Here is a 24,656-nt window from a genome sequence, read left to right as displayed (position 1 = left end):
TCTGGCCAAGCCCTGCCCGCTACGCTGACCGTATGACGAGCGAGGAGCAGCCCACCCCCACCGCAGCGCCCCCCGATCTCCCGCAGGTCGCGCCGGCCGGCACGCCCGGCGAGCGGGCCCGGGCGCTGCTGCGGCTGCGCCCGTACCGGCGCCTGTGGGTCACTCAGCTGATCGGCGGTACGGCCGACCGGCTGGCGTTCCTGGTCCTGCTGCCGCTCACGGTGGTCGCCTCGACCGCGGCGGGGCAGTTCGGCGGCGGCTACCGCGGCGTCGCGTTCGCCGTGGCGCTGGTCTTCGCCGTCCGGCTGGCCGCGACGCTGCTCTTCGGGGCCGTCCTGCTCGGCCCGCTGCACAGCCTGCTCAGCAGCAGGCTGGACCGCCGCTGGACGCTGATCGGCGCGGACGGGCTGCGCGCGGTGCTGCTCGGCATCGCGCCCTGGTGGTTCGGCTGGCTGGGCGGCTCAGGAGCCGCCTCGGCGCTGCTCGCCTCGGTCTTCGTAGCCGGCGCCGCCGAGCGCGTCTGGGCGGTCGCCAAGGACGCCACCACGCCGCTGCTGCTGCCGGCCGCCGACCCCTACGCCCCGCAGTCCGAGCAGCGGCCGTCCGCCACCCAGCTGCAGACCGTCCGCACCCTGGACCTGCGCACCGGTTGGGCCACTGTCCCGCTCGCTGCGGTCGCCCTGGTCGGCTTCACGCTGCTCAACAACCTCTTCGCGGCGCTCGGCTCGCAGTGGCTGAGGGAGCATCAGCTGACCGTGGCCGCGCTCGGCGCGGCCGGCCTGCTGGTCGCCTCCGGGGTGCTGCTGTTCCTGCAGGAGCTGCCGCGCGGCAGCGTGAAGAGCGTCCCGCGCTCCCCGCTGCAGGGCCTGCGCGCCCCCACCGACGCCACCCCGGGACCGGCCCTGAGCAAGGGCCGGACGGGCTCCGCGCCCTACTTCACCTTCTCGGCGGCGGCCGCCTACGCCGCGATGGCCGGCGCCGCCTCGCTCGCCCTGCTGACCGCCGCCGAGCACGGCGCGGGCCCGGTCGGCTACGGCCTGCTGGTGCTTGCCGCGACCGGCGCGCCGTGGCTGGGGCTGCGGCTGACCAAGGTCACGCTGCCCGGGCTGTCCCGGCGCCGGCTGCTCGCGGTCTCGCTGCTGGTGATGGGCGTGGCGCTGATCCTGGCCGGGCTGGTCTTCGACTACGTGCTGATCCTGCTGCTCACCGTGCTGGCCGGGACGGCCGCCGGGATAGTGGTCGGCATCGGCCGGGCGCTGCTGGAGCAGGAGGTCGAGGAGGCCAGACTGCCGCGGGTGACCGAACACCTGTACGCCGTGCTGCGCGCGGTGGTGGCGGCCGCGCTGATCGCCGTCCCGCTGATCGCCGCCGCGTACGGGCAGGTCGACTACGGCAACCGGGCCCCCGGCAGCTTCACCTTCATCCACGGCGGCGCCGCGCTCGCGGTGGCCACCGCGGGCGTGCTGACGCTGGTGCTGGCGGCCGTCGTGCTGCTGAAGACGGACGACCAGCGCGGGACGGTGCCGTTCGGCCGCGAGCTGCTGGAGGCGCTCGGCGGCGGCCGCCGTGCCGACGCGCCGCACCGCACCGCGGGCAGCGGCTTCTTCATCGCCCTGGAGGGCGGCGACGGCGCCGGCAAGTCCACCCAGGCGCAGGCACTGGCCGAGTGGATCCGCAGCAAGGGCCACGAGGTCGTGCTCACCCGCGAGCCCGGTGGCAGCCCGGTCGGGCAGCGGCTGCGCGGCCTGGTCCTCGATGTCGGCAACACCGGGCTGTCGCACCGCGCCGAGGCGCTGATTTACGCGGCCGACCGGGCCGAGCATGTGGAGAACGTGATCCGCCCGGCGCTGGCGCGCGGCGCGGTGGTGATCACCGACCGGTACATGGACTCCTCGATCGCCTACCAGGGCGCGGGCCGCGACCTGGCCGCCACCGAGGTGGCCCGGATCTCCCGGTGGGCCACCGGTGGTCTGGTGCCCGACCTGACCGTGGTGCTGGACGTCGACCCGACGAAGGCGCGCGAGCGCTTCACCGAGGCGCTGGACCGCCTGGAGTCCGAGCCGACCGAGTTCCACGCCCGGGTCCGGGCCGGGTTCCTCGCGCTGGCGGCGGCCGACCCGGCGCGCTACCTGGTCGTCGACGGCAGCCAGCAGCCCGCCTTTGTGACCACCGCGGTCCGCCACCGGCTCGACCGCGAGCTGCCGCTCTCCGAGCAGGAGCAGGCCGCGCGGGTCGAGCAGGAGCGCCGGGCCAAGGAGGCCGCCGAGCGCCGGGCCGCCGAGGAGGCCCGGCTGAAGGCCGAGGCCGAGGCGGCCGAGCGCAAGCGGCTGGCCCTGCTGGAGGAGCTGCGGGCCGAGCAGGCGGAGAAGGACCGGCTGGCCCAGGAGGAGGCCGACCGGGTCGCCGCCGAAGCCGCGCGCAAGGCGGCCGAGCTGGCCCGGGCGAAGGCCGAGGAGGAGGCGAAGCGCCGAGCGGCCGAGGAGGCCGAGCGGCGGGTTGCCGAGCAGGCTCGGCTGGCGGTGGAGGCCGCCGAGCGCGAGCGCATCGCGGCGGAGGCCGCGGAGCAGGCCGAGATGCACCGCCGGCGCGATGTGCAGCGCGAGGAGCAGCGCCGGCGCGCCGAGGAGGCGCTGCAGCGGGCCGAGGCGGCCCGGGTGGCCGAGGCCGCGGCGCTGGCCGCCGCCTCCGCGACCTCCGCGACCTCGACGGCTTCGACGACCTCGACGACCGAGCTGCCGCAGGTGGCCGGGCCGGAGGACCTGACGCAGGAGATCTCCGAGCGCGACCGGCAGGCCGCGGTCGCGGCGGCCGACGCTGCTGCGCGGGCCGGGGCCGCGAAGGCGCCGGCTGCCGTCGACGAGACCGCGGTGCTGCCGGCGGCCGTCCCGGCGGCGGACAAGGCGCGGGGGAAGGCAGCGGGGAAGGCAGCGGGGAAGGCGACCGGAAGGGTTGCGGAGCAGGCCGCGGAGAAGACCTCGGTGCTGCCGAAGGTCGCCTCCACCGGGCCGCTCCCGCCGGTGCTGCCGGTCGAGGAGCGGGTGCCGCCGGGTCTCTGGCGCCCCGAGCCGACCGCCGAGCGCCCGGTTGAGCAGACCCGCGAGTTCCCGGCGGCGACGGATGCCGCCGCGCCGGAGCAGCCGCGCGCGAGCCGGCCGTCCTGGGCGGGGGGAGCCGCGGTGGAGCCGACCGAGGCCGCGCCGGAGCCGGAGCGGGCGCGCCCGTCCTGGGCCGAGGAGACGCCGATGGACGACCTGCCGAGCCTGACCGACACCCTGCTCGGCTCACGCGAGGACTGGGCCCGCTGGCAGCAGGCCGAGCCCGAGGGCGAGCAGCCGGGCGAGGCCGACGGCGACGGGCGCAAGCGCCGCAAGTGACCCGGGTTACGGGGCGGTCCGCGCTGTCGGAGCCGCCCCGTATGCTCGGGGCCTAGACCGAAATGGTGGGAGCAGCAGTGGCCGTCTGGGACGACCTGGTGGGCCAGGAGCGGGTGGTCGAGCAGCTGACCGCCGCCGCCCGGGCGGCCCGCGCCACGGTGCTCGCGGGCCGGGGCGGCGGTGCGGCCCAGGTCGGCGGTGCGGCCCAGGTCGGCGGCAACGCCTCGCTGATGACGCACGCCTGGCTGCTGACCGGCCCGCCCGGCGCCGGCCAGGTCACCGCCGCGCGCGCCTTCGCCGCGGCGCTGCAGTGCACCAGCCCTGATCTCGACCTGGGCGGTACCCCCGGCTGCGGCTTCTGCGACGGCTGCCACACCGTGATGGCCGAGAGCCACGCGGACGTGAAGTTCGTTCGCAGCGACGGCCTGTCGATCGGCGTCGGCGACATGCGCAGCCTGGTGCTGCGCGCCTCCAGCTACCCGACCGGCGGCCGCTGGTCGGTGATCCTGATCGACGCGGCCCACCGGCTGACCGAGGCGGCCGCCAACGCGCTGCTCAAGGGTGTCGAGGAGCCGTCGCCGCGGACGGTCTGGCTGCTCTGCGCGCCGTCGGTCCAGGACACCCTGCCGACCATCCGCTCGCGCTGCCGCCACCTGGTGCTGGGCACGCCGTCCGCCGCCGCGGTGGCGGACACGCTGGTGCGCCGGGACGGTGTCGACCCGGTGCTGGCCCGCATCGCGGCGCTGGCCGGCCAGGGCGACGTGGAGCGCTCCCGGCGGCTCGCGGTGGACGAGCAGGCCCGCACCCGGCGCCTTGAGGTGCTGCGGATCCCGCTGGAGGTCGACGGCGTGGGCGGTTGCCTGGCCGCGGCGCAGCGCCTGGTGGACACCGCCAAGGCCGACGCCGACGCGTTGGCCGAGACCCGCGACGCCAAGGAGACCGGCGACCTCAAGGCCGCCTACGGCGCTGCCGAGGGGCTCGGCGGCAAGGCCCCGCGCGGGATGGCAGGTGCGGTCAAGGACTTGGAGAAGCGGCAGAAGAGCCGGGCCACCCGCACCCGCCGGGAGAGCCTGGGGGTGGCCCTGCTCGACCTGCTGGGCTTCTACCGGGACGTGCTGACGCTGCAGCTGGGCGCGGCCAGCGCGCTGGCCAACGAGGACCAGCGGCCCGCGCTCGGCAGGATCGCCGCGGCCGGCCCGCCCGAGGGCACCCTGCGGCGGATCGAGGCGGTGCTGGCCTGCCGCCAGGCGCTGGACCGCAATGTCGATCCGCTGCTCGCGGTCGAGGCGATGACGCTGGCGCTGCGCGCGGGCTGAGAGCCTGGCTCTGACGCCGCCGCCGCGGAGTTGATCCCGCTGCGCTCGATCGCGCTCCCTCGTTCGAGTGAACGTCCGAGCTTCGCCCGGAACGGTCGCACGGATCCATGACGGTGTCTTGCACGCTGTGGGCTGGGCCGACCAGGCCCCCCGCAGACCGGTGTACTGGCCCTCCCGAGGTGGCGCCCCATGCCCCGTCCGTTCCTCGCCCTCCTGCTGCTCCTTGTCCTGCTGCTCGGCTACTGGCTCGCCCGTGGAGCGCTGAACCGCTGGCGCGACCAGCGGGCCGCCGTGACCTACGAGCTGGCCGCCGACCTGCGCCCGACCGTGCTGCGGGCGGGGGGTGCGATGATCTGCGCGATCTTCGCGACCGCGCTGGCGGTGGCGGTGCTGCTGGGTGGTCGCGGCCTGCCGGGCTTGCGCGCGGGTGTACTGGGCGCCGCGGGAGCCGCCCGGACCGGGGCGGTCGGGCCGGCGGCCGCGCACCGTCCGGAGGCGCCGCCGGCGGCGGGCGGTGTCAACGCCGCGGCGGCGGTCGCCTCGCCGTCCAACCGGCCGTCCGCATCGGCCTCCGGGTCGGCGTCCGCTTCGCCTTCGGCCTCCGCCGCGCCGACCGGTGCGCGGTTCGAGACGGTCTCCCGGCCCGCCGAGGGCGAGCTGCTGCAGGGCGCCGTCCTGGCCGGTGACGGCAAGCCGCGGACCGTCCGGGTCTGGCTCCCGCCGCACTACGCCGACGACCCCACGGCCCGCTTCCCGGTGATCGTGCTGCAGGCGGCGGGCCCCGGCCGGACCGCGGACAGCGAGATCCCCGATGTCTTCGACGGCATCTCCTCGGCGATCAAGACGGGCCGGTCCCGGCCGTTCGTGGTGGTCGCGCCGGAGGGCCCCAAGGGCACCGCGCACCCCTGCGACCTGGTCGCCGCCGCCCCGCAGGCGCTCGCCGACGACGCCAGGATGCGCGCGGCGGTGGCCGCCGCGTTCCGTACCCTGCCGCCCGGGCCGCAGGGCTGGGCGGCGCTCGGCGTGGACGGCGGCGCGCCGTGCGCGGCCGCCGCCGGGCTGGCCCGCGGCGACCTTTACGGCGCAGCCGCCGCGGTGTCGGGTCGGTACGACGCCGCGGCCCTCGCACAGGCCGCCTCCGACGCCCCGTCGGGCGCCGCGCCGCAGCTGCTGCTGGCCGCCGCCAAGGGGGACGCGGACGGTCTCGCCGCGGCCCGCCAGGTGCTGACCACCCTGCACGGCGGCAAGGGGCAGGCGGCCCGGGCTGTGGTCAAGACCTCCGACATCGTCGAGGACTACGCGCCGGACCGCGAGCGGCTGCGGCTGGTCCGGATCGCGGCGCAGTACCTGGCGGAGACGCTCGCTCACCCGGCTGGCTGAACGGGCGGGCAACGCGCCCGGGCGTGGAGCGGCGGCCCGCGCCGTGCTTCCCGCTACGCTCGGAAAACCCGTTTTTGAGCACGGACCGCGTCCGAGCGGTTGTGTGTCCCCGAGTCCACAGCAGTCGAGGGAGAAGCCCGTATGCGCCCTGTCCGGCGGCACCGAACCACCGTCGCGGCGCGGACGGCGTCAGCACTGCTCGCGGCCGGGCTGATGCTCGCCGGCTGCACCTCGGCCCACCCCGGCGCCGCCAAGTCGCCGAAGCCGTCCAAGCCGGACAACGGCGGCCCGATCTCCGCCGACGGCACCCCGGCCGCGAGCACCGCCCCGGCCACCCCGCTGGAGCCGCTGCCCGCGGCGATCCCGGCCGACCTCGCCTCCTACTACGCGCAGCAGCTGACGTGGCAGCCGTGCGACCAGCGCTTCGAGTGCGCCACCTTCAAGGTGCCGCTCGACTACGCCCACCCGGCCGGCGGCGATCTGAGCCTCAGCGCAGTCCGCCAGAAGGCCTCCGGCGACGGCTCCGCCCAGCGGCTGGGCTCGCTGCTGCTCAACCCGGGGGGGCCCGGGGGCTCCGCGATCGAGTACGTCGAGTCGGTGGCGGGCAGCTACGACCCGAAGGTCCGCGCAGCCTACGACCTGGTCGGTCTGGACCCGCGCGGGGTCGGCCGCAGCAGCCCGGTCAGCTGCCTGAGCGGCGACCGGATGGACGCCTACACCGCTGTCGACAGCACTCCGGACGATCCGGCCAAGGTCGCTCAACTGGTCGCGGCGGACAAGGAGTTCGCTGCGGCCTGCGAGCAGCACTCGGGCTCGCTGCTCGGCCATGTCAGCACGGTCGAGGCGGCCCGCGACATGGACGTCCTGCGGGCGCTGCTCGGCGACCCGAAGCTCGCCTACGTCGGCAAGTCGTACGGCACGCTGCTCGGCGCGACGTACGCCGGGCTCTTCCCCAGCAGGGTCGGCCGGCTGGTGCTCGACGGCGCGGTCGATCCGGCGCTGGACGCGCTGACCAGCAACCGCACCCAGGCGGGCGGCTTCGAGACGGCCTGGGCGGCGTTCGCGCAGGACTGTGTCAAGCGCGACGACTGCCCGATCGGCAGCACCGAGCAGCAGGCCGGCCAGCAGCTCGACGCGCTCTTCGGCAAGCTCGACGCCACCGCGCTGAACGGTGACGGGGCACGGAAGTTGACCAAGTCGCAGGCCGTCACCGGGGTCATCGAGGCGATGTACGCGGAGTTCCTCTGGCCGCAGCTGCGCGCCGCGCTGAAGTCGGCGCAGAGCGGCGACGGCGGCCCGCTGCTCAAGCTCTCGGACGACTACTACGAGCGCGCGAGCGACGGCTCGTACCCCAACCTGATGTTCGCGAACATGGCCGTCAACTGCCTGGACGAGCCGGCCCCGTTCGCCAACCCGGACGAAGTCGCCCGCGCGGTACCCGACTTCGAGAAGGCCTCGCCGCACTTCGGGCGCGACATGGCCTGGATGGCGCTGTCCTGCGCGTACTGGCCGGTCAAGCCGACCGGTGGCGCGCACACCGTCCGGGCGGCCGGCGCGGCCCCGATCGTCGTGGTCGGCACTACGCGCGACCCGGCCACGCCGTACGCCTGGGCGCAGTCGCTGGCAGGCCAGTTGGAGTCCGGCCGGCTGCTGACCTACGACGGCGACGGGCACACGGCCTACGGTCGACACAACGACTGCGTGGACTCCGCGGTCAACCAGTACCTGCTGGCGGGCACTGCGCCGGCCCAGGGCCTGCGCTGCTCCAAGTAGCCAACCACTGCTCCAGCAGCAGGATCTGACGCTCAGCCGGGAACTCGGCGGGTGCGAAGAGCGCCTGTACCACCAGGCCCAGCGAGAACCCCTGGGCGGCGGCGGCCAGATCGTCGGTCGGGGTGCCGGCCGGTAGTTCGCCGAGCCGCTGGGCGGCGGCGACGATGGCGGTGAGCCGCTCGCGCGAGCGGCGGTAGCGCTCCGCGTGCTCGGCCGCCAGCTCGGGGTCGGCGAGCGCGACGTCCCAGGAGCTGACCCAGATCCGGTTGGCGGCGGCGCTCTCCGCGGTGAGCGGCAGGATGTCGAGGAGCGCCGCCCGCAGCGCCGCCAGCCCCTCGGCGGGCGCGGCGCGGCGCGGGCGCTCCTCGGAGCGCTGCGCCAGGATCTCCAGCGCGGTGCGCAGCAGCGCGCGCTTGTTCGGGAAGTAGTGCGTGAGCAGCCCCGTCGAGGCGTCCATCTCGGCCGCCACCGCGCGCAGTGTCAGGCCGCCGAAGCCCTGGGCGACGAGCACCCGCCAGACGGCTTCGGACACATCGCGGCGGCGGGCTTCATGGTCTCCACGGGCGGGCGGCATGGCGCCATCGTACCTACCAAACGTTTGTTATGTATGACGCGCGCGTCGATACGATGATGGGCCCACAACCGCCGGAGGAGCCCGCCATGCTGGGAGTCACCAACCTCGCCACCTACACCCTCGGCGCGCTGGTCATCGTGCTGCTGCCCGGCCCGAACTCCCTCTATGTGCTGTCGGTGGCCGCCCGCAAGGGCGTCCGCACCGCCTACCGGGCCGCGACCGGCGTCTTCCTCGGCGACTTCACCCTGATCAGCCTCACCTCGCTGGGCGCCGCCTCGCTGCTCAAGGCCAACCCCGCGGTCTTCGCCGTGGTCCGCTTCGGCGGGGCGGGCTACCTGCTCTGGATCGGCTTCGGCATGGTCCGCGCCGCCCGCCGGCTCTGGCGCGAGCACCACACCCCGCCGACCGCCGACCCGGTCGAGGCCGCCGCCTCGGACGCCGGGGAGAACCCGCTGCGCCGGGCGCTGATGATCAGCCTCTTCAACCCCAAGGCGATCCTCTTCCTGCTCTCGTTCTTCACCCAGTTCGTCGACCCCTCCTACGGGCAGCCCGCCTTCTCCTTCGCCCTGCTCGGCGGGATCCTGCAGACCCTCTCGGCGCTCTACCTGACCGCCCTGATCTTCGCCGGCACCTCCCTCGCGGCCGCGTTCAGCCGCCGCAAGCGCCTCTCCGCCGGTCTCACCGGCGCCGTGGCCGTCCTCTTCGCGACCTTCGCCGCCAAGCTCGCCACGTCCTCCGCGTGACCGGGGGACAACCCGTTACGGATCACCCCTGGAACGTGTGTAGACTAGCCCGCGTTGCCGAAGCAAACCTGTCTCCGCAGGCCAGCCCGGCAGCGGTGCCGCTTTAGCTCAGTTGGCCAGAGCAACGCACTCGTAATGCGTAGGTCATGGGTTCGAATCCCATAGGCGGCTCACCTGAAGGCCAGGTCACATACCCTGTGACCTGGCCTTTTGCATGTACTCCGTCAAGTTGGCGGAGTGGGCGACAGGGGTCTGGCGGGAAAATCCCGCGATGTGTGCCCACTGTGTGCCCGAGCCCCCTGGAAGGGGCCTACAGGGGCTCTCGGGCCAGGATTACTGTCGGTGATTCCTGGACGTATGAGCTGACCTGTCGGCGGTACAGACGCTGTCCACGAGGATGCTGCCGCCGGGGCGGCGCCCCCTGTGCAACCTGAGGGCCGGTCGCTTTGAGTAGCCCGGTTCTGTCGAGCATCCGCCGTTCGATCGGTACGAACGGCCGTGGAGGGCCGGCCGGTGACGCTACGGTGACGGGCATGACGACCATCACGTCGAACGACCGCCGACGAGCCGAGGTAGCGGCGATCGAGCAGTCCCTGGTTACCGGAGCGTGGATCCCCGGTAGGCATGAGTTGAGGTTCGGCACCAGGTTCCTGGCCCTCTCCGAGCAGCTCGACAAGGACCGGCCCTCCTACCTCCCGCACGCACGGCACGAGTTCGACCGTGGCCGGACGCATTCCCTCAGGTTTCAGGGCCGCCTCACCGAGGCTTCCGAGAAGTTGCTGTCCGCGCTGTGGGTCCGCCTATTGCTGCGTCGCTCCCCGATGCGCCGACTTGTCTCGGTATACGTGGAGGCCGGGCAGGACCTACTGCCCCACGCGAGGAGGCTGATTGCCGCTTGGCGCGTCGACCCGCCCGTCCTGGACAGAGAGCACCTCGACCATTTCATCGAGCGGACCGGTCTCACTGATGCTGAGGCGGAAGAGCGGGTCTGGCGCTCTACGGTGGAAGCGTGGGAGGAGGAGCAGCTGCCCCGGGCCGAAGCCGAGAAGCTGGTCCCCGCCTCGCAGGTGATGAGCTTGGCTGCCACCGTGGTGGTCGCCGCGGTAACCGGCGATATCGAGTACTGAAGTCCCCAACGGAGCTGGTGCGGACCGCGGCTGGCGATAGCGTGAGCCAGTCAGCACCCGACGAGAACATCGGACGACGCGAGAGAGGGGCAGCCAACGTGGAGTGGCAGCAGGCGGTGCAATGTGCTGATCGGATCGCCGCTCACGACGATCACCCGGCGGACACATGGGACGGGCGGGCTGTCCGCGGTGTGCTGGCGGTCACCCTCGCGGGCCTGGCTAGCCGTCAGGGCTGTGCGGTGGAGGATATCGAGATCGGCAGTGTGCTGTGGCACCTGGACCAGGGGCCGGCAGTCGTGTACGAGTTCGGTACGGCCCTGGGCTTGGCGGCCAAGGAGGCGCAGCCTGCGGAAGCCGGCACGGAGTGGGCCTGGCTGATCCGTCGCTGGCCGGCCGAGCCGCCGCTGGCCAACAGCGATGGCATGCCGCGTGGTATCGGCCGCGGTTCCCAGCTCCCCGCGGTCGACGTGTGCACGTTGTGGGCGACCGGGGCGGCCCGGAAGGCGCTGATCGCCGAGCGGCCCCCAGGGCTCGTGCCCCACACCCGGGTACGAGTGGTCGGCGGGGAGCACGAAGGACGGTCCGGCCAGGTAGTTGGTCCGGCTTGGCTGATGGACGATGCGCGCCGCACGGTGGAGCCGGGGCCTCCGCCCGGTTACGAGGTAGTCCTGACCATCCCAGGGCAGGACGCCGGGCCCCGGCGGGCGGTGCTGCGTACCTTTGAAGGTGAGATCTGGATGGAGGCGCCCGGACCCCATGGCGATCCAGTGATCGTGCGCGCCGGTGATCTCATCCCTGAGGAGCAGTAGCTCCAACGGGCCGCTGTACGGCAGCTCCTCGCGGTCGACGGACAGACCGCCACCGTTGAGGGCTGCGCATCACCACGGTCGTCAGCGCTTGCCTCGGGCGCTTCCGCCTGGGTTGGTTGCGGACGACGCCGCTGCGACCTCGTCCCACGAGCAGCTATGGCACCAGGTCGGGTCCGGGCGCCAAGAGCCCTCCGGACGCTCGCCAGAGTTGATCCACCTGACTCACAGACGTCAAGCCGTGCACAGCGTCACGCCGCATCCCCGTCTCCTATCGCGTAGAGAAACGCCCGTACCATTCCGAGGGCTTCCTCGGCATCGGTCAGCGCGGACGGCCGGCCGCCTGCGGTCCTGGGCTGGCCGCCGTCTACGACGAACTGCATCGCTGGGGCGAGGACCTGTCCGCACTCATACAGCCACTTCCCGAAATCGTTGGTGGAGCCCCGGTGTTCGTAGAGGGCGACAACCGCGCCCTGGAGCCAGTCCACGCGCAGCGGGAGCGTGACGAGTCCGACTTCGCTAGGCCAGTTCAGCTGGTCGAGCAGTGTCTCGACATGGGAGAGGATGTCGGGGCTTAGGATCCACAGGCCGCTGGCGATGCAGGCTCGCGCCTCATCCAGGACGGGGTGGATCAGCTCCGTGAGCCTGGGCTGCGGCGGCTTCCAGATGGTTGCGGGTGGGGTGCTGCTGCCTGCGGCGATGGATGCAGCAATGGCCCTCTGCAGAAGGCGGATGGAGTTGCTCTCCGACATCGGCGCGTTGAAAGCGTGTCCGCAGCGGTTGCACTGGATCCTGGCCGGGTGTCCCCACTCGCCGAGGATCGTCAGCTCCGCGGTGTAGTCGCACTGCGGGCAGGCCACGACCGTCGTTTCCACGGCGGGGTGGTCGTCGGGGGTGCAGGTGCTGTCGTCGCAGAACAGGTCGGTCGGCGAGGCGGGAAGCATCTGGATGGTGAGCCTGTCGGTGCTGACGTTCCAGTAGGACCCCAACGGCCCTCTCCTCTCATCAACTGCTCATCGTGGTACAGGGCGTACCGACTGGTGGCGCACCCTTCGCGCATGACGGACGGCCCGCTGGGTGTTCAGCGCTTGCCCTTCGGCTGCTTCCGCTTGGGTTGCTGGCGGACGGCGCCGTTGCGGGTCGCGGGCGGCGGGGTGCGACGAGGAGTGCCGGCTGCCGCGCTCAGGATGGCGATCACGCGTTCGTGCAGTGCCTTCTTCTGCTCTGGCGTGGTGGCGTCAGCCGGCGTCTCCAACAGGTGCTGGCGGACGATGGCGACGATGTCCATCTCCCACGCGCCGCGCTCCGCGGCGTCGCGGGGCAAGGGGTAGTGCTCGCCGTAGAGCTGGTGAAGGAACGCGAGAGCGTCCTTGTCGCTGACGTCGCGGATGATCTCGCGCTCAGGAACCTTCAACGCCCTGGACTCGCTCTCCCTGATCTCCTTGATCAGGTTGAGGCGTACGGTCTCCCGGGAGCGGATGAGCCTGGGGTTGGTACCGAGCCACGCCGCGGTCGCGGCGAACGCCAGAAGTCCTGCTTCGGTTTTCGCGGCGATCGGGTCGAAAACAGCGCCGTTGCGACTGTCCTCCTTCATCGCGGAAAGCAGGGCCAGAGCGGCTTCCCGGTACTCGGCGGGCGCGTCTCGATTGATCAGTTCCGCTGCCCCGGTGGCCGCTTGTGCGTCGGAGATGCGGATGCCCTGCTGCTCGCCCAGGCGGAAGAGGTCGTTGGACAGGGCGAGTGCCTGGTTGGCGGGGAACTCGAAGCGCGGCCTCGTGTAGGGCACACGGCCCGGGTCATCGTCCCACGTGGCGATCCGGTCGACGACGGCGGCGAGGGTCTCGCGGTCTGCGTCGATGAAGGCCAGCACGGCGCGGCGGGAGAAGGCGTGCATCCGCCCGGTTCGCTCCACGATGGCCGCCGGCATCTCGTCCATCACGGCACGGGCCGCGTCGCTGAACGCCTCGTGGTCCGCGTCACGTTCGCCGCGGGCCGCTCGTCGCGCTGCCCGGCGAGAGGGAAGTTGGCGGCAGGTGGCAATCAGCGTGGCCAGCTCGAAAGCGAGCAGAAGCTGGTCCTCCCGATCCGCGGCGGCGAACTCGGCTTGCGACTGCTTGACCAGCTTCGTGCCGGCGCTGTGGACGGCCTCGACGGCGCGCAGCGGCAGCCCGACGGGATAGCCAGGCATGTCCTTTTGGGGAAGCGGCTCGATCTCCCGCAGATACGTAGTGGACATCATGGAGGCCGCCACCTGCGGCCAGGTCCGCCAGAGGTCAGCGCCCCGCCCGTCCTTGACGATCAGGTCGCCGATCCGGTTGTACGCGTCGACGGTTCCCATTTCGGTGAGCCGGCAGACCACCCAGGCAGCTGCGTTCACCCAGGCGGCATCCTCGCCGCCAGCACACGACCGGTGCAGGGCGACCTGCTCCAGCAGCTCGTCCAGCCCGCCTGCCCGCTCGATCACATCCGGGATCAGGTCCCTTCCCCAATATCCGACGAGGTGGGCTCGGCCGACCGGGTCCAAGTCCTTGGCACACCGGGCGGCGGCAACCTCAACCTCGGACTGGTCGCCCCGGCAAGCCGCATCCGCCAGCACCAGGCCGAGGCGGACCCAGTCGGCCTCCGGACCGGCACCGACAAACATCGCAGCCGCATCTTTGGTTGCCATCGCGCCGATCTCCGCCCAAGCCGCCAGCAGCCCGGCAGTCCGCTCGGCGTCCAGCACGACGTCCTGCAGGTGCGCGGTCAGCTCATCCCCACTGCGGAGCGACGGATCCGATACCAGAGACGCCGTCAGCTGCCGCGCGTCGGTGTACCGAGAATTCTCAATAAGCATGCGAGCGCCGCGCCCCCTTGAACGGATCACGGACCCGCCCTTCCACTCGGGAGGTCGTGATTGAGCAATGTTGGTTGTCTACCAAGCCAGCGTGTCAGCCCGCGACCTTCCGCCGCAAGGCGCTACAGGCGACGTCACCCATCCCAGCGGGCGCCCGGGCTGGCGGCAGAAAGACCTGACAGCACGTAGGCGAGGAGGGCAGCCGGCAGCGCCTGAACCGGGCGATCTCCGCGGACTTCGGCGGCGCTCATCCGGCCCGGCTGCTGTTGGCCGGCACGGTCGATGGACCGGGCAGCTATCGTCTTGCAGGGCGGCAGAGCGTGTTCATCCAAGCTGAGCGGAGAGTGGGCTATGACCGAGCGGCAGAAGCTGATGACAGAGCAGGAGACCCGTGCGCTCGTCAACACCGCGCTCGAAGACCCCGACCTCAACCTCGCCATCCCTCTCGCGATCTCGCTCGGGCTTCGCGAAGGGCTGCGCACCGCGGTTCTCGCCTCGCTATCCCGTGGGGACTACCACCCGGCCGTAGGCGACGTTCCGGGGAGCCTGACCTACCGCGACGGCGACCAGATCCGCGTAGCCGCGCTCTCCCCCGAGTCCGAACTCCTGCTGTCCGCCTACTTGGAACGGTGAGGCCCACCGTGGCGAGGGACCTGTAGGCCGCCGCCTGAGCTTTGACCGGGGCAGTCGCGCCGCTGAGCAGCAGCAGCCAGCAACCGGGCCGGGGGACGCGGTCGATGGGATCCTGGCTCAGGTCGCGGCACAGCAGCCGAAGCCGAAACGACGGTTCCCACCTCCCTGCTGTCTGCCGCTGGGCTACTGTCGGGCATACCGTCGAGGGCTGGAGGCACATGTGACGACCACCGTCGCTCTGGAGGTCGAGTGCGAGTTCACCGGCACCTGCTCCAATCCGGCGCTACCGGGGTGGCACTACGCCCACTACGTTCACGGCATCACCGTCCGCGCCGTGCTCGAACTGCACCCCTCGCCCGAGCACACTGCACACGACCTGGACCTGAAGCGCGCCGAGTTCGGAACCGCCCTGCAGACCTGGGCTGACCGCTTTCTGAACCGCCACGAGCTCAACGGCGTGATGAGGATCGAGAACATGTCGCTCGAGCGGATGGCCGCCTGGATCTACAAGAGGTGGGCGCAGCACTACCTCGACCTGGCTGCGGTGCGCGTTCAGGACAGCCAGGACCGGTCGGTCTGGGTGACCTACCGCCCCGCTGAAGCGTAGGCGGAACTCCGCCAGTCTCTACCCGGCTCTGATCGCCGCTACGGCACCGGAGACAGGCCGTTGTCCGGCAGCGTGAGGCCGAGCGGCTAGTGACGGCGGGCCAGGATCTCCGGTTCGGCGCTGGAAACCCGATCGATGCGATTGCGCACCGGGCGAGGGCACCTCGACGTAGTTTGTGAGGATGGACGACGCCGAACTCCTCGAAGCCCTTCGTACCGCCCGCTTCCCGAACCGTTGGGTCGAGGCGTGCACCTGGACGAAGGGCCTGGTGTCCTGGCACGTTCACACCCATCCGGACAGCTGGGCCGGCATCGCGGGGACCTTCCAGGAGGAGGCCGTCACCTGGGTGGAGGCCATCATCGCGTGCGCACTCCACCACGCCGGCGTCAAGGACGTTCCGCTGCCGCCGGACGGTCCACTTGAGCCCGACGCGCCGCTGCTGGCCACCGTGCTGGCCGACGCCGCGGCGCTCCTGACGGACGCCCGGACCGCCGTCGACACGATCAACAAGGCCCAGGTCCGCGCTATGCGCACCGCGCGCCCGCTGCCGGTCGACCTCGTGGAGGCCCTGGCACCGATCCTGGCCTCGGTCCCCTACCAGTTGGAGCACGGCAACACGGAGATCAAGGTCGGGGTGCTGCACTTCATCGGGGTCGCGCGACAGGTACTGCAGGACCACGCGGACGCCGGCCGGACCCTTGAGGACCGGCTCCCCGCCATGGTCAGGTCCTCCGCGATGGACGTCGCCTTCGACGCCGAGCCGCCCGCGCAGGGGCTGTACGCGGGGGCGCTCCCGTACAGCCAGCACCTCCTCGCGGTAGCCAACCTGGATGCGACACACGACCTGGCTCAGCTCCAGGGCGAATCACCGGAGAAGGACTGGCAACGCAACCGGCTGCTCCAGCGGGCGGCCCTGGCGGACCGCTGGCTCCTCCTCTGGGGCTCCCAGGACCGACCGCAGCAGCGCGTCGACCAGGCCCATGTGTTCGCGGTCGCGCTCTTGAACTGGGACACCGAGTACGAGACGGGCACCGGGGGCCGGGGCGACTTCGGTCCCGAAGACGACCTCGCGCCCTACATCCGTGGGCAGTACGCCGCCTGGATCGAGCACATCAACCAGCCGCTGGTCTCGTAGGCGCCGACCTATCCTGCGGGCGAGCACCTGTCGCACCGGTCGCAGCGACCCGGACGCCGCGCTCAGGGAACGCCGGCCACCCGGCCCGCCAGTTGGTGGGAGTGTTGGGCAGCCCCGGACGGCCGGCGCAGGGGTACCGTCCTGAGCGGACGGTGAGGAAGGGACGGGTGGCGCGATGGGTACGAGCGAGCTGGACAGGCCGCGCCGGCGAGTTAGCCCCGCGCTGCCTACGGTGGCCGCGTGCGTGCCGATCGCGCTCGGCGGGGTCTTCGAGGTGCTCGCGGTGCGCATCACACTGGCCGGGCAGCTCTCCTCGGCCGGGCGGCTGATCGTGCTGGGCGTCGGACAGATCATGCTCATCCCGTTCGCGATCCTGGCGATCACGGCGGTGCGGCGCCTTCTTCGCGCGGCTCCGAGTGGCAATGGGGCACCGCTGCTGCGCGTACCGGAGGAGTGGAACGGCTCGGAAGGCCCGCCCGGACCAGTGCGCCCACACCAGCCGGAGTAAGGAAATCGGCGTCGATCGACGCTGGCCGCGCCGGAGGGAGGCGGCCAGGTCGGCGACCGGATACTCAGGCATGATCCGGACCCTAGTGGTCATCGGTCGAAGAGGTAGGTGGCACCGTCATCCTCCAGCGCAGGGGTCTTCAGCAAGTCCTTTGAACGCCTCGGGCAGTGTGCGACGCAGCGACGCCACCGTGATCTCTGTCTGCTTGACGTCGTAGGAGTGATCGGCCAGAGTGCCGTCCGGGTTGATGCGGCCGATGAGGACCCGGCCCCACCACCACCTCTCGCTGACCAGTCCCGGGTTTTCCACACTGATCCAGGTCGTGCTGGCCGGGTGCAGGACGATGATCCGGCGCGGCTCGGTGGTGTCGATCGCGGTCTCCTCGACACTCCATTCGGCGGCGGCACGGGCCCGGTGGCCAAGGACGCGGAACAGTTGCGACTGGCCCAGGAGCGCCGTGTCGAGGACCCACGTCGGGTCGTTCCAGCGGTCCTCGCGCAAGCAGTCACCCAGGGCGGCCGGCACGGTGGTGTCCAGGTCGACCAGGCCCCGCAACTCGACCAGCCACTCCACCATGGCCTCGGCCGACCGCCGGGTAGCCTTGGACGCGGACTCCTTCGCGTACCTGCTCCGCAGCCGCTCGCTGCGCCTGCGGTCCAGCCGCTGACGCACAGCGCGGTAGCGCATCCACAGGGCGTGCAAGGGCTGGATCATGTGTAGCTCCACGGATCGGCTGTGTCGATCAGTTCGGTGTCGATCACGACCGCGAAGCCGTAGTGGTCGCTGGCACCGTCCGGCGTGTCCAGCAGCTCGTAGGACACCACGGCGGGGGCGATCGGCGAGCTCACCCACAGCTGGTCGATCCGATCGTCCGTGCCGGTCTTCGCCAGCACCCGCTGGTCCTGGGTGCGGTCGAACACCAGGCGCGCCGCGTCCTTGAAGCCGTTCTGCGCGAACTTCTGCGCGACCCGGCGGTCCGCCATCGGTCGGCCCGCTGCATCGGGACCTGTCAGAAGGGTGCGGGCCCCGCGGTTGTAGGGCTTCTGGTTGCTGTACTGCGGCTCCGGCCAGGGCTCGGCCGGCGAGTAGTTGATGTCGCCGCCGGCGATGCAATACGGCCCGTACTTGTACGCCCTTGAGGCGATGTACTGGGCTTCGACGACGGCCTTGTCCGATCCCCAGGGGGTCACGTGGACCGACGCCACGCCCAGCGGCATCGGCAGGCCCGGGAGATCGAACGCGGCCACCCCGAAACCGTGGTGGACTTCGTCCGCGTTGTTCTCGAACTTCCAGGCGCTGCGGCGGCCGAGGGTGGAGCGGCGGTACAGCAGCGCGGGTCCGCGGCCGGAGCGGCAGGGCGGAAGCAGGCCGTCCATGTCAAGGTCACGCTCCGCCCGGATGAGCTGCTTGTGGCCGTCCTTCTCCCAGTCCTCGCACTCCTGGACCAGCAGCAGATCCGGCCGGTAGGGGGCGATGCGCTCCACCAGTTGCGGCCAGCGGTCGTGGTACTCGCCACTTCCGGTCCAGATGCCGCCCCGGCCCAGATTCTGCACAACGATGGTGAGCTTCACCCGAAGTCCCCCTTCACGGGCCCCACCTGGCCCACCAACGACTGTAGTGCGCGCGGCAAGTCGAAAGTGAGGAGATCTGCCAACTCCGCTGCGGCCCAGGCCGCGCAGCTGTCCATCCTGATGGGTCCTTGTGTCTCTCGTCGCAGCCGCGGCTGGGGTGGCGTAGTCGGGCGAGGGACGACGTGGGACGGCCCCGCGTCGCTGCGGCTCAGTTCACCGTGGCGGGTTCGTCATCCGTCGCCTCCTGTGCCAGATCCCGGATCTGGAGCCCCTTCAGGTGCTCCTCGAAGAACCATTGCGGGTCGCCGCCCATACGGGCGAGCATCACCAGTGCGCTCACCGCCACGTCGCAGGTCTCCCTCCTCACGTCGTCCCACGTGTGCGATTTGCCCTTGCGGGGATTGAGGCCAAGGGCCCCGATGACGGCTTCGGCGACCTCGCCGGACTCCTCCTGGAGTTTGAGGGCCAGCAAGGCCCAGCGCTGCTCCCCGGCAGCAATCGGAGAATATGAATCAAGCTTTCCGGCAAGGGAGTTGACGATCTCCCAGGTCTGGTCCATGGGCGCTGATCCTGCCTGTGTTCGAATCGGTCGATCAAGCCAGGCGGTTCCCGGCGGTTCTCGGCGAGCCCGGGGCGAATGAGACGATTTCGATTACGTCTCTTGGCGGGAGGCGCTGCTGGTCGCGCGGTCATGCCAACAGCAACAAGCCATCCCATGTGGGTAGTTGGCTGATCTCGGATGAGTGATGGTGGTCGGCGAGGGCAAGCGCAGTCCCAGCCCGGCCGGTGAGGAACCCCAGCCCTTGCGGTGCTTCGGCGGACTGATGGTGGAGAGTGATGGTGCGGACGGCTGCTTGGGCGGCAAGCTCTACGCAGCCGGTCCGGGTGGCGGCTTGAAGAACTCCGGCGGTGCCGTGGCAAAGTCCGGGGCCGTCGGTGTCCCAGCTGTCGGGCGCGCGCTGGGCGAGGAGGTCGAGTGCGCGGCGGGCGTGGTGGGTGAGCGACGGGTCGCCGAGGGTCCGGCCGGCGTGGTGGAGGGCGGCTGCTACGCCGGGTGTGCCGTAGCACCAGGCATCGCGGCGCCCGGGTATGGCGGACAGCCGGTCGGGGTCCGGCCTGTGGAGGAGATCGCGGCCGGGGATGTGCGGAGGCCAGGAGGGGCCGGAGGCCGACCAGGCTACGAGCCAGCGGGCGGCGGTCTCGATGGCATCCCGTTGGCCCGGCACGGTGACGGCGTAGGTATGGGCGGTGTCGAGCAGGGCGAGCGGCCCGGCGATGCCGTGGGCAGCGCCGGTGGTTGCGCTGCCGGTGTCCGGAACGCCGCTGACGGTGGCGAGGGCGTGGTCCGGGGTGGCCAGCCACCAACCGGGCAGGTCACCGGCTGGTGTGGTGATCATGTCGGTGAGGGTGGTGAGCGCTGCGGTGAGGCCGGGTTCGGCTTCCTGATGGCCGAGTTGGTGGGCGGCGAGGAGCACGCGGCCGATGCCGGTGAGGCCCTTGATGGTGTCGTAGACGGCCCAGGGCGTGCCGAGGCGGCCGTCCCGAAGGCGCTGGTGCTGGTGAGCGGCCAGTCCCTCGGCGCGGGCTGACAGCCAGGCACTGGCCCGGGTGACCGCGTCGAGCTGGACGCGGCCGTTCGGCAGGTAGGCGCTGCCGAGGATGAGGGAGGCGGCCAACGCGCCCGGACCGGCATATATCCCGTCGGCGGCGGAGCTGGTGAGGAGGCGCGCGGCGGCCTCCCAGTGGCGATCTGCCGCGCCAGCAAAGAGGGGGTCGGAGCGGGAGAGCACAGCGAGCAGCAGTGCGGTGCCGGGCAGCCCGTCGGCGAGCGTGCTCGCGGCTGCGGGCCGCAGCTCGGCGGTGACGTTGGCGGGGTCTGCGACGACGTCGGCGATCTGCTCGATCAGGTGGCTGGTGGGGTCAGCCATGGCGGATCAGGTCGGTGGCGAGGGAGCGGGCTAGCTGCTCGCGGGCTGGGTCGGTGCCGAGGAGTCGGTTGCAGTGCAGGTGGATCGCGTCGGAGGCGCACAGGGGTGCGGTGTCGTTGGTGAGCAGCGGTCGGTAGGTGGCAAGGGCGGTCTGCCGGTTGGTCCAGGCGTTGGTCAGCTCTGCCGGTATGGATGCCGCGCGGCAGCGGGCGCGGAGGGTTTCCCGTTGGCGGCGCAGCTCGGCGAGGAGGGGGCGGGGGCGGGCGGCGGCGGGCGCGCGGAGGCCGCTGGCGATGGCGGCGGCGCAGTGGGCGGCGAGGATGAGCCAGTGGTCCTGGTCCGGCAGCTCGGTGATGATCGCGAGCGTCAGCGCGGCGTCGGCGGCGAACAGTTCTTCTGCGGCGGCGATGGCCTCGGGGCCGCCGTAGCGCTGGGTCTCGCGCTGGTACGGCAGGACCGAGAGCCGACCGTTGCTCAGGTGCTGGTGTGCCATCTCGTCGGCCCAGCCGGCCATCCTCTGCTGGACACCTGCCAGGACTTCGGGGGCCGCCCGGTAGCGCAGCCGCAGGTGCTGGCCAAGCTCCGCGCTGGTGTACCGCAGCCAGTAGAAGAGGACGCCGTCAGGTGCGGGCGGCAGTTGGGCGAGCACCTGGTCCTGAAGGCGGGCCGGGACCGGTAGCGCGAGCGACAGCCAGGTGCCGCCTGGAGGGATGGTGTCGGCGGCGCGGGGCCGGGCGGCGGCGCGCGGGTCGAAGCGCTGCTCGGCCTGCCCGCCGCCGCGCCGGTAGAGGGGGACGACGAGTTCCAGTTGGTGGCGACCGCGCGGGCCCTGCACGACGCCGTCCCCGCCCAGGACTTCGGCGACGGTGCGGCATCCGCGCCGGACGCTGCGGCGCAGCAGCTCGCGGTGCTCGGGAAGGCGCAGGTCGAGCGGAAGGTGCCGGTCCCTCTCCTCGACCACCACTTCGTCCGGGACGGCCGTGGCGGTGTGGCTGCGCCAGTCCGCCAGGTGCTCCAGCCAGCGGGCGCGGTGGTTGACGGTGGCGTGCAGAGCCTGGGGGAGCTGCCAGCGCTGCGGGGCCAGCACGGTGGAGCGGTAGGTGACGCGCGGGGTGTACGGGGCGTCACCGGCCGGGCCCCAGGACCAGGGGTGCCAGGGCCGTTCGTCGGCGTGCCCGAGCAGGTGGAGCAGCTGAGCGGCTGGCGGCAGGAGGGAGCGGGTGATGCGGCTGAGCAGGACCGGTCGTACCTGGCGTTGCAACCGGGATGAGTAGAGGGCGAGTTGGCCCCGGCTGGTGGTCGTGACGAGGAGGTCGCGGGGGTCGAGGTCGCCGTCGCGTAGCGGCACGCCGATCGGAATCCGGTAGGCAGCCGTCCCGGTCTCCACGGCGAGGGCACCGGTGGCCGTGGTGAGCGGCCGGCAGACGACCTCGGCGCTCACCAGCCCTGGGCCGCTCTCCATCGTTGCGTTGAGGGCAGGCAGGTGGCGGGCGAAGCGGGCGGCGGCCGATCCGGCATCCTGGGCCGCGTGCGGGCCCACCACCAGCTCCAGCGGCCCGGTAGTGGTGTCCAGGACGCGGACGTGGACCTCGGCGGTGCGCGGCGGGGCTTCGTCCCGGTTGTGCGCAAGCGCATCCACCATCTCGTCGGTCAGATCCACGGCGTTGCCGCCGCGTGAGAGCGCTCCCGTCAGCAGGCCGAGAAGCAGCCGCGAGCGCTGGTCGTCGAGGTCCGAGCTGGCACCGATGGCGTCCTCCGGACCGGTCGGGCCGATGCCGACGGCCGGGTCGATGGCCTCCAGCAGGGGGACCATCCGGTGCGGTCCGTACGTCTCGTGGAACTTGGCGGTCCACGCCCGAAGCGGGGGAGTGCGTTGCCCGATGCGCCACAGCAGCTCTACCGCGCGGGCGGCCTCGCTGCCTATCGAGGTCGGCAGCCGAAGCTGGGCCTGTGCGATGGTGTCGACGGTCAGCGGCCGACGGCTGGGATGGATCGCGTCGGCCGCCTTCCGGGCGGTGTGCAGCAGCGGCAGGCGGCCGGGCCCGCCCGGTGGGTGTGTGTCGGCGTCCCGCAGCACTTCTCGCAGATGGAGCAGGTCCCCGTGCAGCGGGACCGTCGCGGGGAGCTTCGCGGTCAGGTGCTCCAGCGGGTCGGCCGTCGGGTCGGCGGGCAGCAGATCGGGCAGTAGCAGGCCCGTCCGGATCATCTGCACCAGAGCAGTTCGGGCGGCCTGCGAGGTCGCGCCGGGCCAGCGCTCCAGTATCCCGGCGAGCACCTGTCCGACGGGAGCACCACCGGGAAGGTCGCACAACTCCAAAAGCCAGATAGACAGCTCGGTTGCCTGCACGGTGCCAAGCTGGGCGGTGCCAACGGCACCGGGGTGCTCGACCTCCAGCAGCTTCCCGCGCCGCACCGCCAGCAGGTTCGTCGTCAGCGTCAGGGCCTCCAGGACGCCCGGCGCGTCGAGGCACCGGTCGGCGACGGCGGCCAGCCACCCGGGGCCCGGCAGCGTCACACAACGGTGCTCCTCGCCCAGGAGCAGTTCGGGCTCGCCCGCCTCCAGGCGGGCGGTGGTCGCGGCGGCCCAGATACCGTGCGGGGTCGTGCGGCTGCGGGCCCGCAGCGCGTACGCGGCCCTCGTCAGCTCGGCCCGCTCCGAGTTCGCGGACGGGGCGTCAAGGTCGCGCGAGGCGAGAAAGAGCCCTTCGGCCAGCAGCTCTTCCCCAGCGTTCGGGTCGTTGGCCGGCAGCAGCGGAATCCGGGCCATCGCCACCGGGCCGGGCACGAGCGTGAACCTCTGCATCGATCCTCCCCCTTAGGTGTTGTCCGGACGGGTGGGCGCCCCCGAAGGGGCACCCACCCGTGGCGTACTACAGCTGACCCGGGAACGCGCAGCCAGTCGTCGCGCCCTGCGGCGGGGACTCCCCGCACCCGTCACCGGTGGTGTCACCCTCGGTGTCGGCGTAGTTCTCGCGGATCGCGCTCAGCGCAATGGTCTGCGGGTTGAGCTCGAACACGGAGAGCAGTTCGGCACTCATGTGCATCCTCCTTCCAACTCTTTGGTTAGGGATGGTGCGCCCGGAACCCCAGCGGGGTCCGGGAGTTCAAGGGAGCGTCAGGCGCTCCAGGCCAGCACCATGGGCGGGCCGGGCCGGTCCAGCACGCGCCCCGGGGCCACGGCGGCGGGGTCCGTGCCCTCGGCGTAGACGTGAAGCACGGGCCCGGCGCCGCCGCGGTACTCGCTGTCCCACTCCTTCATCCGGCCGACGACCTCATCGGCCAGGCTGCGATCCGGGCCATGGAGAACGACTCCGTACTCGTAGCGGTCGCTCTGCCCCGCCACGGGGCGCATCGTCACGTAGGCGAGCGACGTGGAGGTCCAGGTGACCGGGGTGCCGCCGGGCAGTACCGTCGCCAGCGCCTGCTGGTCGGTCAGCAGCCGCCCGTAGTTGTCGAGCGCGGTGGCGAGCCAGAGGTCCACCACGGGCCGGGTCTTCTCGCTGCCGCCCACCACGACGCCCGTCCAGCACTCGATCCGCTCGCCGGTCAGAGCCTCGGACAGCGCGCCATGCTCGAGTTGCTGGATGCCGTCCACGCGCAGCCGCACCCCGGGCGCCAGCTCGATCGTCTCGGTCGCGTTGGCGCCCTCGCCACGCATCCGGACGAAGCCGCAGGGCAGCCAGCCGCCGCCGGACCAGTGGCCGTCGCCCGCCGGTGTCAGGGAGACCAGGCGGCCCAGTCCGCGTACCCGCATCGGAACGACGAGGACTCCGTCGGCGGCCAGCTGCTCCAGCCAGGCTGGCGCGATGGCGGGCGCCTGCACGGTCACCGTGATCCGGTCGTACGGGGCGGCGTCCGCCACGCCGTGCGCCCCGTCGCCGGTCACCAGACGGACCGCGCCGTCCAGGCCCGCCGCCTTGAGGCACAGGCGCGCGCGGTCGATAACGGCCGGGTCGATGTCGATACTCGTCACCGCGCCGTCAGGGCCGACCACGCTGCGCAGGAGAGCGGCGTTGTAGCCCCCCGAACCGATCTCCATCACCGAGTCTCCGGGACGCGGGCTCAGGTACTCCAGCATCGCCGCGACCAGCCACGGCGCGCTGACCGAGCTGACGGGGCGGCCCTCGTCGTCGCGGTCCGTGAACACGGAGTCGTCCTTGTAGGCGTCGGCGATGGCGACGCCGGGCAGGAAGAGGTGCCGTGGCGTGGCGGTGAACGCCTCAGCGACTTCCGGCGAGTTAATCCTGCCGCTGAGTTGCAGGTCGGCAACGAGCCGCTCGTTCAGCTGGGTGGATTCACTGGTGGTGGCGTTCATCCGCTCGCTTTCTGCTTGGTGAGGATCATC

Annotated in this window: 21 protein-coding genes and 1 tRNA gene; 12 read left to right on the top strand and 10 right to left on the bottom strand. The window is 72.1% G+C overall.

Going from position 1 to position 24,656, the window contains the following annotated elements; translation table 11 throughout:
• Positions 1-32 precede the first annotated feature (32 nt).
• From tmk to P3T34_RS18375, 4 genes are all read left to right on the top strand, one after another.
• The gene (tmk, locus tag P3T34_RS18390) at positions 33-3,374 is read left to right on the top strand and encodes a dTMP kinase (RefSeq protein ID WP_280667123.1); all 3,342 of its coding nucleotides are present in this window, start codon (positions 33-35) and stop codon (positions 3,372-3,374) included.
• 77 nt (positions 3,375-3,451) lie between these two features.
• On the top strand, positions 3,452-4,690 hold the full coding sequence (locus tag P3T34_RS18385; RefSeq protein WP_280667122.1) for a DNA polymerase III subunit delta': 1,239 nt from the start codon (positions 3,452-3,454) through the stop codon (positions 4,688-4,690).
• 189 nt (positions 4,691-4,879) lie between these two features.
• The gene (locus tag P3T34_RS18380; protein ID WP_280667121.1) at positions 4,880-6,070 is read left to right on the top strand and encodes a hypothetical protein; all 1,191 of its coding nucleotides are present in this window, start codon (positions 4,880-4,882) and stop codon (positions 6,068-6,070) included.
• A gap of 141 nt (positions 6,071-6,211) precedes the next feature.
• Positions 6,212-7,843: an alpha/beta hydrolase gene (locus P3T34_RS18375; RefSeq protein WP_280667120.1), complete on the top strand. Its 1,632-nt coding sequence runs from the start codon at positions 6,212-6,214 to the stop codon at positions 7,841-7,843.
• Here the strand turns inward: P3T34_RS18375 and P3T34_RS18370 are convergent.
• On the bottom strand, positions 7,785-8,417 hold the full coding sequence (locus tag P3T34_RS18370; RefSeq protein WP_280667119.1) for a TetR family transcriptional regulator C-terminal domain-containing protein: 633 nt from the start codon (positions 8,415-8,417) through the stop codon (positions 7,785-7,787). The genes P3T34_RS18375 and P3T34_RS18370 overlap by 59 nt on opposite strands.
• A gap of 86 nt (positions 8,418-8,503) precedes the next feature.
• On the opposite strand from P3T34_RS18370, the gene leuE reads away from it, so the two are divergent.
• The 4 genes from leuE to P3T34_RS18350 all read left to right on the top strand — a co-directional run bounded on the left by leuE (position 8,504) and on the right by P3T34_RS18350 (position 11,096).
• On the top strand, positions 8,504-9,160 hold the full coding sequence (gene leuE / locus P3T34_RS18365) for a leucine efflux protein LeuE (protein ID WP_280667118.1): 657 nt from the start codon (positions 8,504-8,506) through the stop codon (positions 9,158-9,160).
• A 97-nt stretch (positions 9,161-9,257) separates the two neighbouring features.
• Positions 9,258-9,331 (top strand) — tRNA-Thr (locus P3T34_RS18360).
• A 362-nt stretch (positions 9,332-9,693) separates the two neighbouring features.
• Positions 9,694-10,287, top strand: a complete 594-nt coding sequence (locus P3T34_RS18355; RefSeq protein WP_280667117.1) for a hypothetical protein — start codon at positions 9,694-9,696, stop codon at positions 10,285-10,287.
• Between the two features lie 98 nt (positions 10,288-10,385).
• On the top strand, positions 10,386-11,096 hold the full coding sequence (locus P3T34_RS18350) for a hypothetical protein (protein WP_280667116.1): 711 nt from the start codon (positions 10,386-10,388) through the stop codon (positions 11,094-11,096).
• Between the two features lie 248 nt (positions 11,097-11,344).
• Here P3T34_RS18350 and P3T34_RS18345 read toward each other — a convergent pair whose 3' ends face one another.
• Complete coding sequence (locus P3T34_RS18345) at positions 11,345-12,082, bottom strand: hypothetical protein (protein WP_280667115.1); 738 nt, start codon at positions 12,080-12,082, stop codon at positions 11,345-11,347.
• A 92-nt stretch (positions 12,083-12,174) separates the two neighbouring features.
• Positions 12,175-13,929, bottom strand: a complete 1,755-nt coding sequence (locus tag P3T34_RS18340) for a hypothetical protein (RefSeq protein WP_280667114.1) — start codon at positions 13,927-13,929, stop codon at positions 12,175-12,177.
• Between the two features lie 351 nt (positions 13,930-14,280).
• Between P3T34_RS18340 and P3T34_RS18335 the strand changes: the two genes are divergently transcribed.
• The 4 genes from P3T34_RS18335 (at position 14,281) to P3T34_RS18320 (ending at position 16,812) form a co-directional block, all read left to right on the top strand.
• Positions 14,281-14,562 (top strand): hypothetical protein, encoded by a 282-nt coding sequence (locus P3T34_RS18335; RefSeq protein WP_280667113.1) that lies wholly within the window; start codon positions 14,281-14,283, stop codon positions 14,560-14,562.
• Between the two features lie 220 nt (positions 14,563-14,782).
• Positions 14,783-15,169 carry a 6-carboxytetrahydropterin synthase gene (locus P3T34_RS18330; protein WP_280667112.1) on the top strand — a complete coding sequence of 129 codons (387 nt, stop codon included), beginning with the start codon at positions 14,783-14,785 and terminating at the stop codon, positions 15,167-15,169.
• Between the two features lie 181 nt (positions 15,170-15,350).
• Entirely contained in the window at positions 15,351-16,304 is a 954-nt protein-coding gene (locus P3T34_RS18325) for a hypothetical protein (RefSeq protein WP_280667111.1), read from the top strand.
• A gap of 244 nt (positions 16,305-16,548) precedes the next feature.
• A complete protein-coding gene (locus P3T34_RS18320; protein ID WP_280667110.1) occupies positions 16,549-16,812 on the top strand; it encodes a hypothetical protein in 264 nt (87 codons plus the stop codon).
• Positions 16,813-16,929: 117 nt separating this feature from the next.
• On the opposite strand, the gene P3T34_RS18315 is transcribed toward P3T34_RS18320, so the two are convergent.
• The 7 genes from P3T34_RS18315 to fxlM form a co-directional block, all read right to left on the bottom strand.
• Complete coding sequence (locus P3T34_RS18315; RefSeq protein WP_280667109.1) at positions 16,930-17,526, bottom strand: hypothetical protein; 597 nt, start codon at positions 17,524-17,526, stop codon at positions 16,930-16,932.
• Entirely contained in the window at positions 17,523-18,383 is an 861-nt protein-coding gene (locus P3T34_RS18310) for an endonuclease/exonuclease/phosphatase family protein (RefSeq protein ID WP_280667108.1), read from the bottom strand. The genes P3T34_RS18315 and P3T34_RS18310 overlap by 4 nt, the downstream gene beginning before the upstream one ends.
• A 208-nt stretch (positions 18,384-18,591) precedes the next feature.
• Positions 18,592-18,942 (bottom strand): MazG-like family protein, encoded by a 351-nt coding sequence (locus P3T34_RS18305; protein ID WP_280667107.1) that lies wholly within the window; start codon positions 18,940-18,942, stop codon positions 18,592-18,594.
• Positions 18,943-19,072: 130 nt separating this feature from the next.
• The gene (locus P3T34_RS18300; RefSeq protein ID WP_280667106.1) at positions 19,073-20,311 is read right to left on the bottom strand and encodes a lanthionine synthetase C family protein; all 1,239 of its coding nucleotides are present in this window, start codon (positions 20,309-20,311) and stop codon (positions 19,073-19,075) included.
• Entirely contained in the window at positions 20,304-23,114 is a 2,811-nt protein-coding gene (locus P3T34_RS18295; RefSeq protein WP_280667105.1) for a lantibiotic dehydratase, read from the bottom strand. Before P3T34_RS18295 ends, P3T34_RS18300 begins: the two co-directional genes overlap by 8 nt.
• A gap of 67 nt (positions 23,115-23,181) precedes the next feature.
• Positions 23,182-23,349, bottom strand: coding sequence for a hypothetical protein (locus P3T34_RS18290; RefSeq protein WP_280667104.1), 168 nt, complete (start codon positions 23,347-23,349; stop codon positions 23,182-23,184).
• Positions 23,350-23,426: 77 nt separating this feature from the next.
• Positions 23,427-24,626, bottom strand: a complete 1,200-nt coding sequence (gene fxlM, locus P3T34_RS18285; RefSeq protein WP_280667103.1) for a methyltransferase, FxLD system — start codon at positions 24,624-24,626, stop codon at positions 23,427-23,429.
• Positions 24,627-24,656: the final 30 nt, after the last annotated feature.

The organism is Kitasatospora sp. MAP12-44, assembly GCF_029892095.1.
Taxonomy (GTDB): domain Bacteria; phylum Actinomycetota; class Actinomycetes; order Streptomycetales; family Streptomycetaceae; genus Kitasatospora.
Note: the sequence above shows the minus strand (reverse complement) of the source record. Positions and strands in the feature narration are given on the sequence as shown.

Coding starts and splice junctions, on each gene's coding strand:
- P3T34_RS18305 (WP_280667107.1), bottom strand. CDS start 18,942: ATGGACCAGACCTGGGAGATCGTCAACTCCCTTGCCGGAAAGCTTGAT.
- P3T34_RS18325 (WP_280667111.1), top strand. CDS start 15,351: ATGGACGACGCCGAACTCCTCGAAGCCCTTCGTACCGCCCGCTTCCCG.
- P3T34_RS18300 (WP_280667106.1), bottom strand. CDS start 20,311: ATGGCTGACCCCACCAGCCACCTGATCGAGCAGATCGCCGACGTCGTC.
- P3T34_RS18380 (WP_280667121.1), top strand. CDS start 4,880: ATGCCCCGTCCGTTCCTCGCCCTCCTGCTGCTCCTTGTCCTGCTGCTC.
- tmk (WP_280667123.1), top strand. CDS start 33: ATGACGAGCGAGGAGCAGCCCACCCCCACCGCAGCGCCCCCCGATCTC.
- fxlM (WP_280667103.1), bottom strand. CDS start 24,626: ATGAACGCCACCACCAGTGAATCCACCCAGCTGAACGAGCGGCTCGTT.
- P3T34_RS18290 (WP_280667104.1), bottom strand. CDS start 23,349: ATGAGTGCCGAACTGCTCTCCGTGTTCGAGCTCAACCCGCAGACCATT.
- P3T34_RS18370 (WP_280667119.1), bottom strand. CDS start 8,417: ATGCCGCCCGCCCGTGGAGACCATGAAGCCCGCCGCCGCGATGTGTCC.
- P3T34_RS18375 (WP_280667120.1), top strand. CDS start 6,212: ATGCGCCCTGTCCGGCGGCACCGAACCACCGTCGCGGCGCGGACGGCG.
- P3T34_RS18340 (WP_280667114.1), bottom strand. CDS start 13,929: ATGCTTATTGAGAATTCTCGGTACACCGACGCGCGGCAGCTGACGGCG.
- P3T34_RS18335 (WP_280667113.1), top strand. CDS start 14,281: ATGACCGAGCGGCAGAAGCTGATGACAGAGCAGGAGACCCGTGCGCTC.
- leuE (WP_280667118.1), top strand. CDS start 8,504: ATGCTGGGAGTCACCAACCTCGCCACCTACACCCTCGGCGCGCTGGTC.
- P3T34_RS18355 (WP_280667117.1), top strand. CDS start 9,694: ATGACGACCATCACGTCGAACGACCGCCGACGAGCCGAGGTAGCGGCG.
- P3T34_RS18315 (WP_280667109.1), bottom strand. CDS start 17,526: ATGATCCAGCCCTTGCACGCCCTGTGGATGCGCTACCGCGCTGTGCGT.
- P3T34_RS18295 (WP_280667105.1), bottom strand. CDS start 23,114: ATGCAGAGGTTCACGCTCGTGCCCGGCCCGGTGGCGATGGCCCGGATT.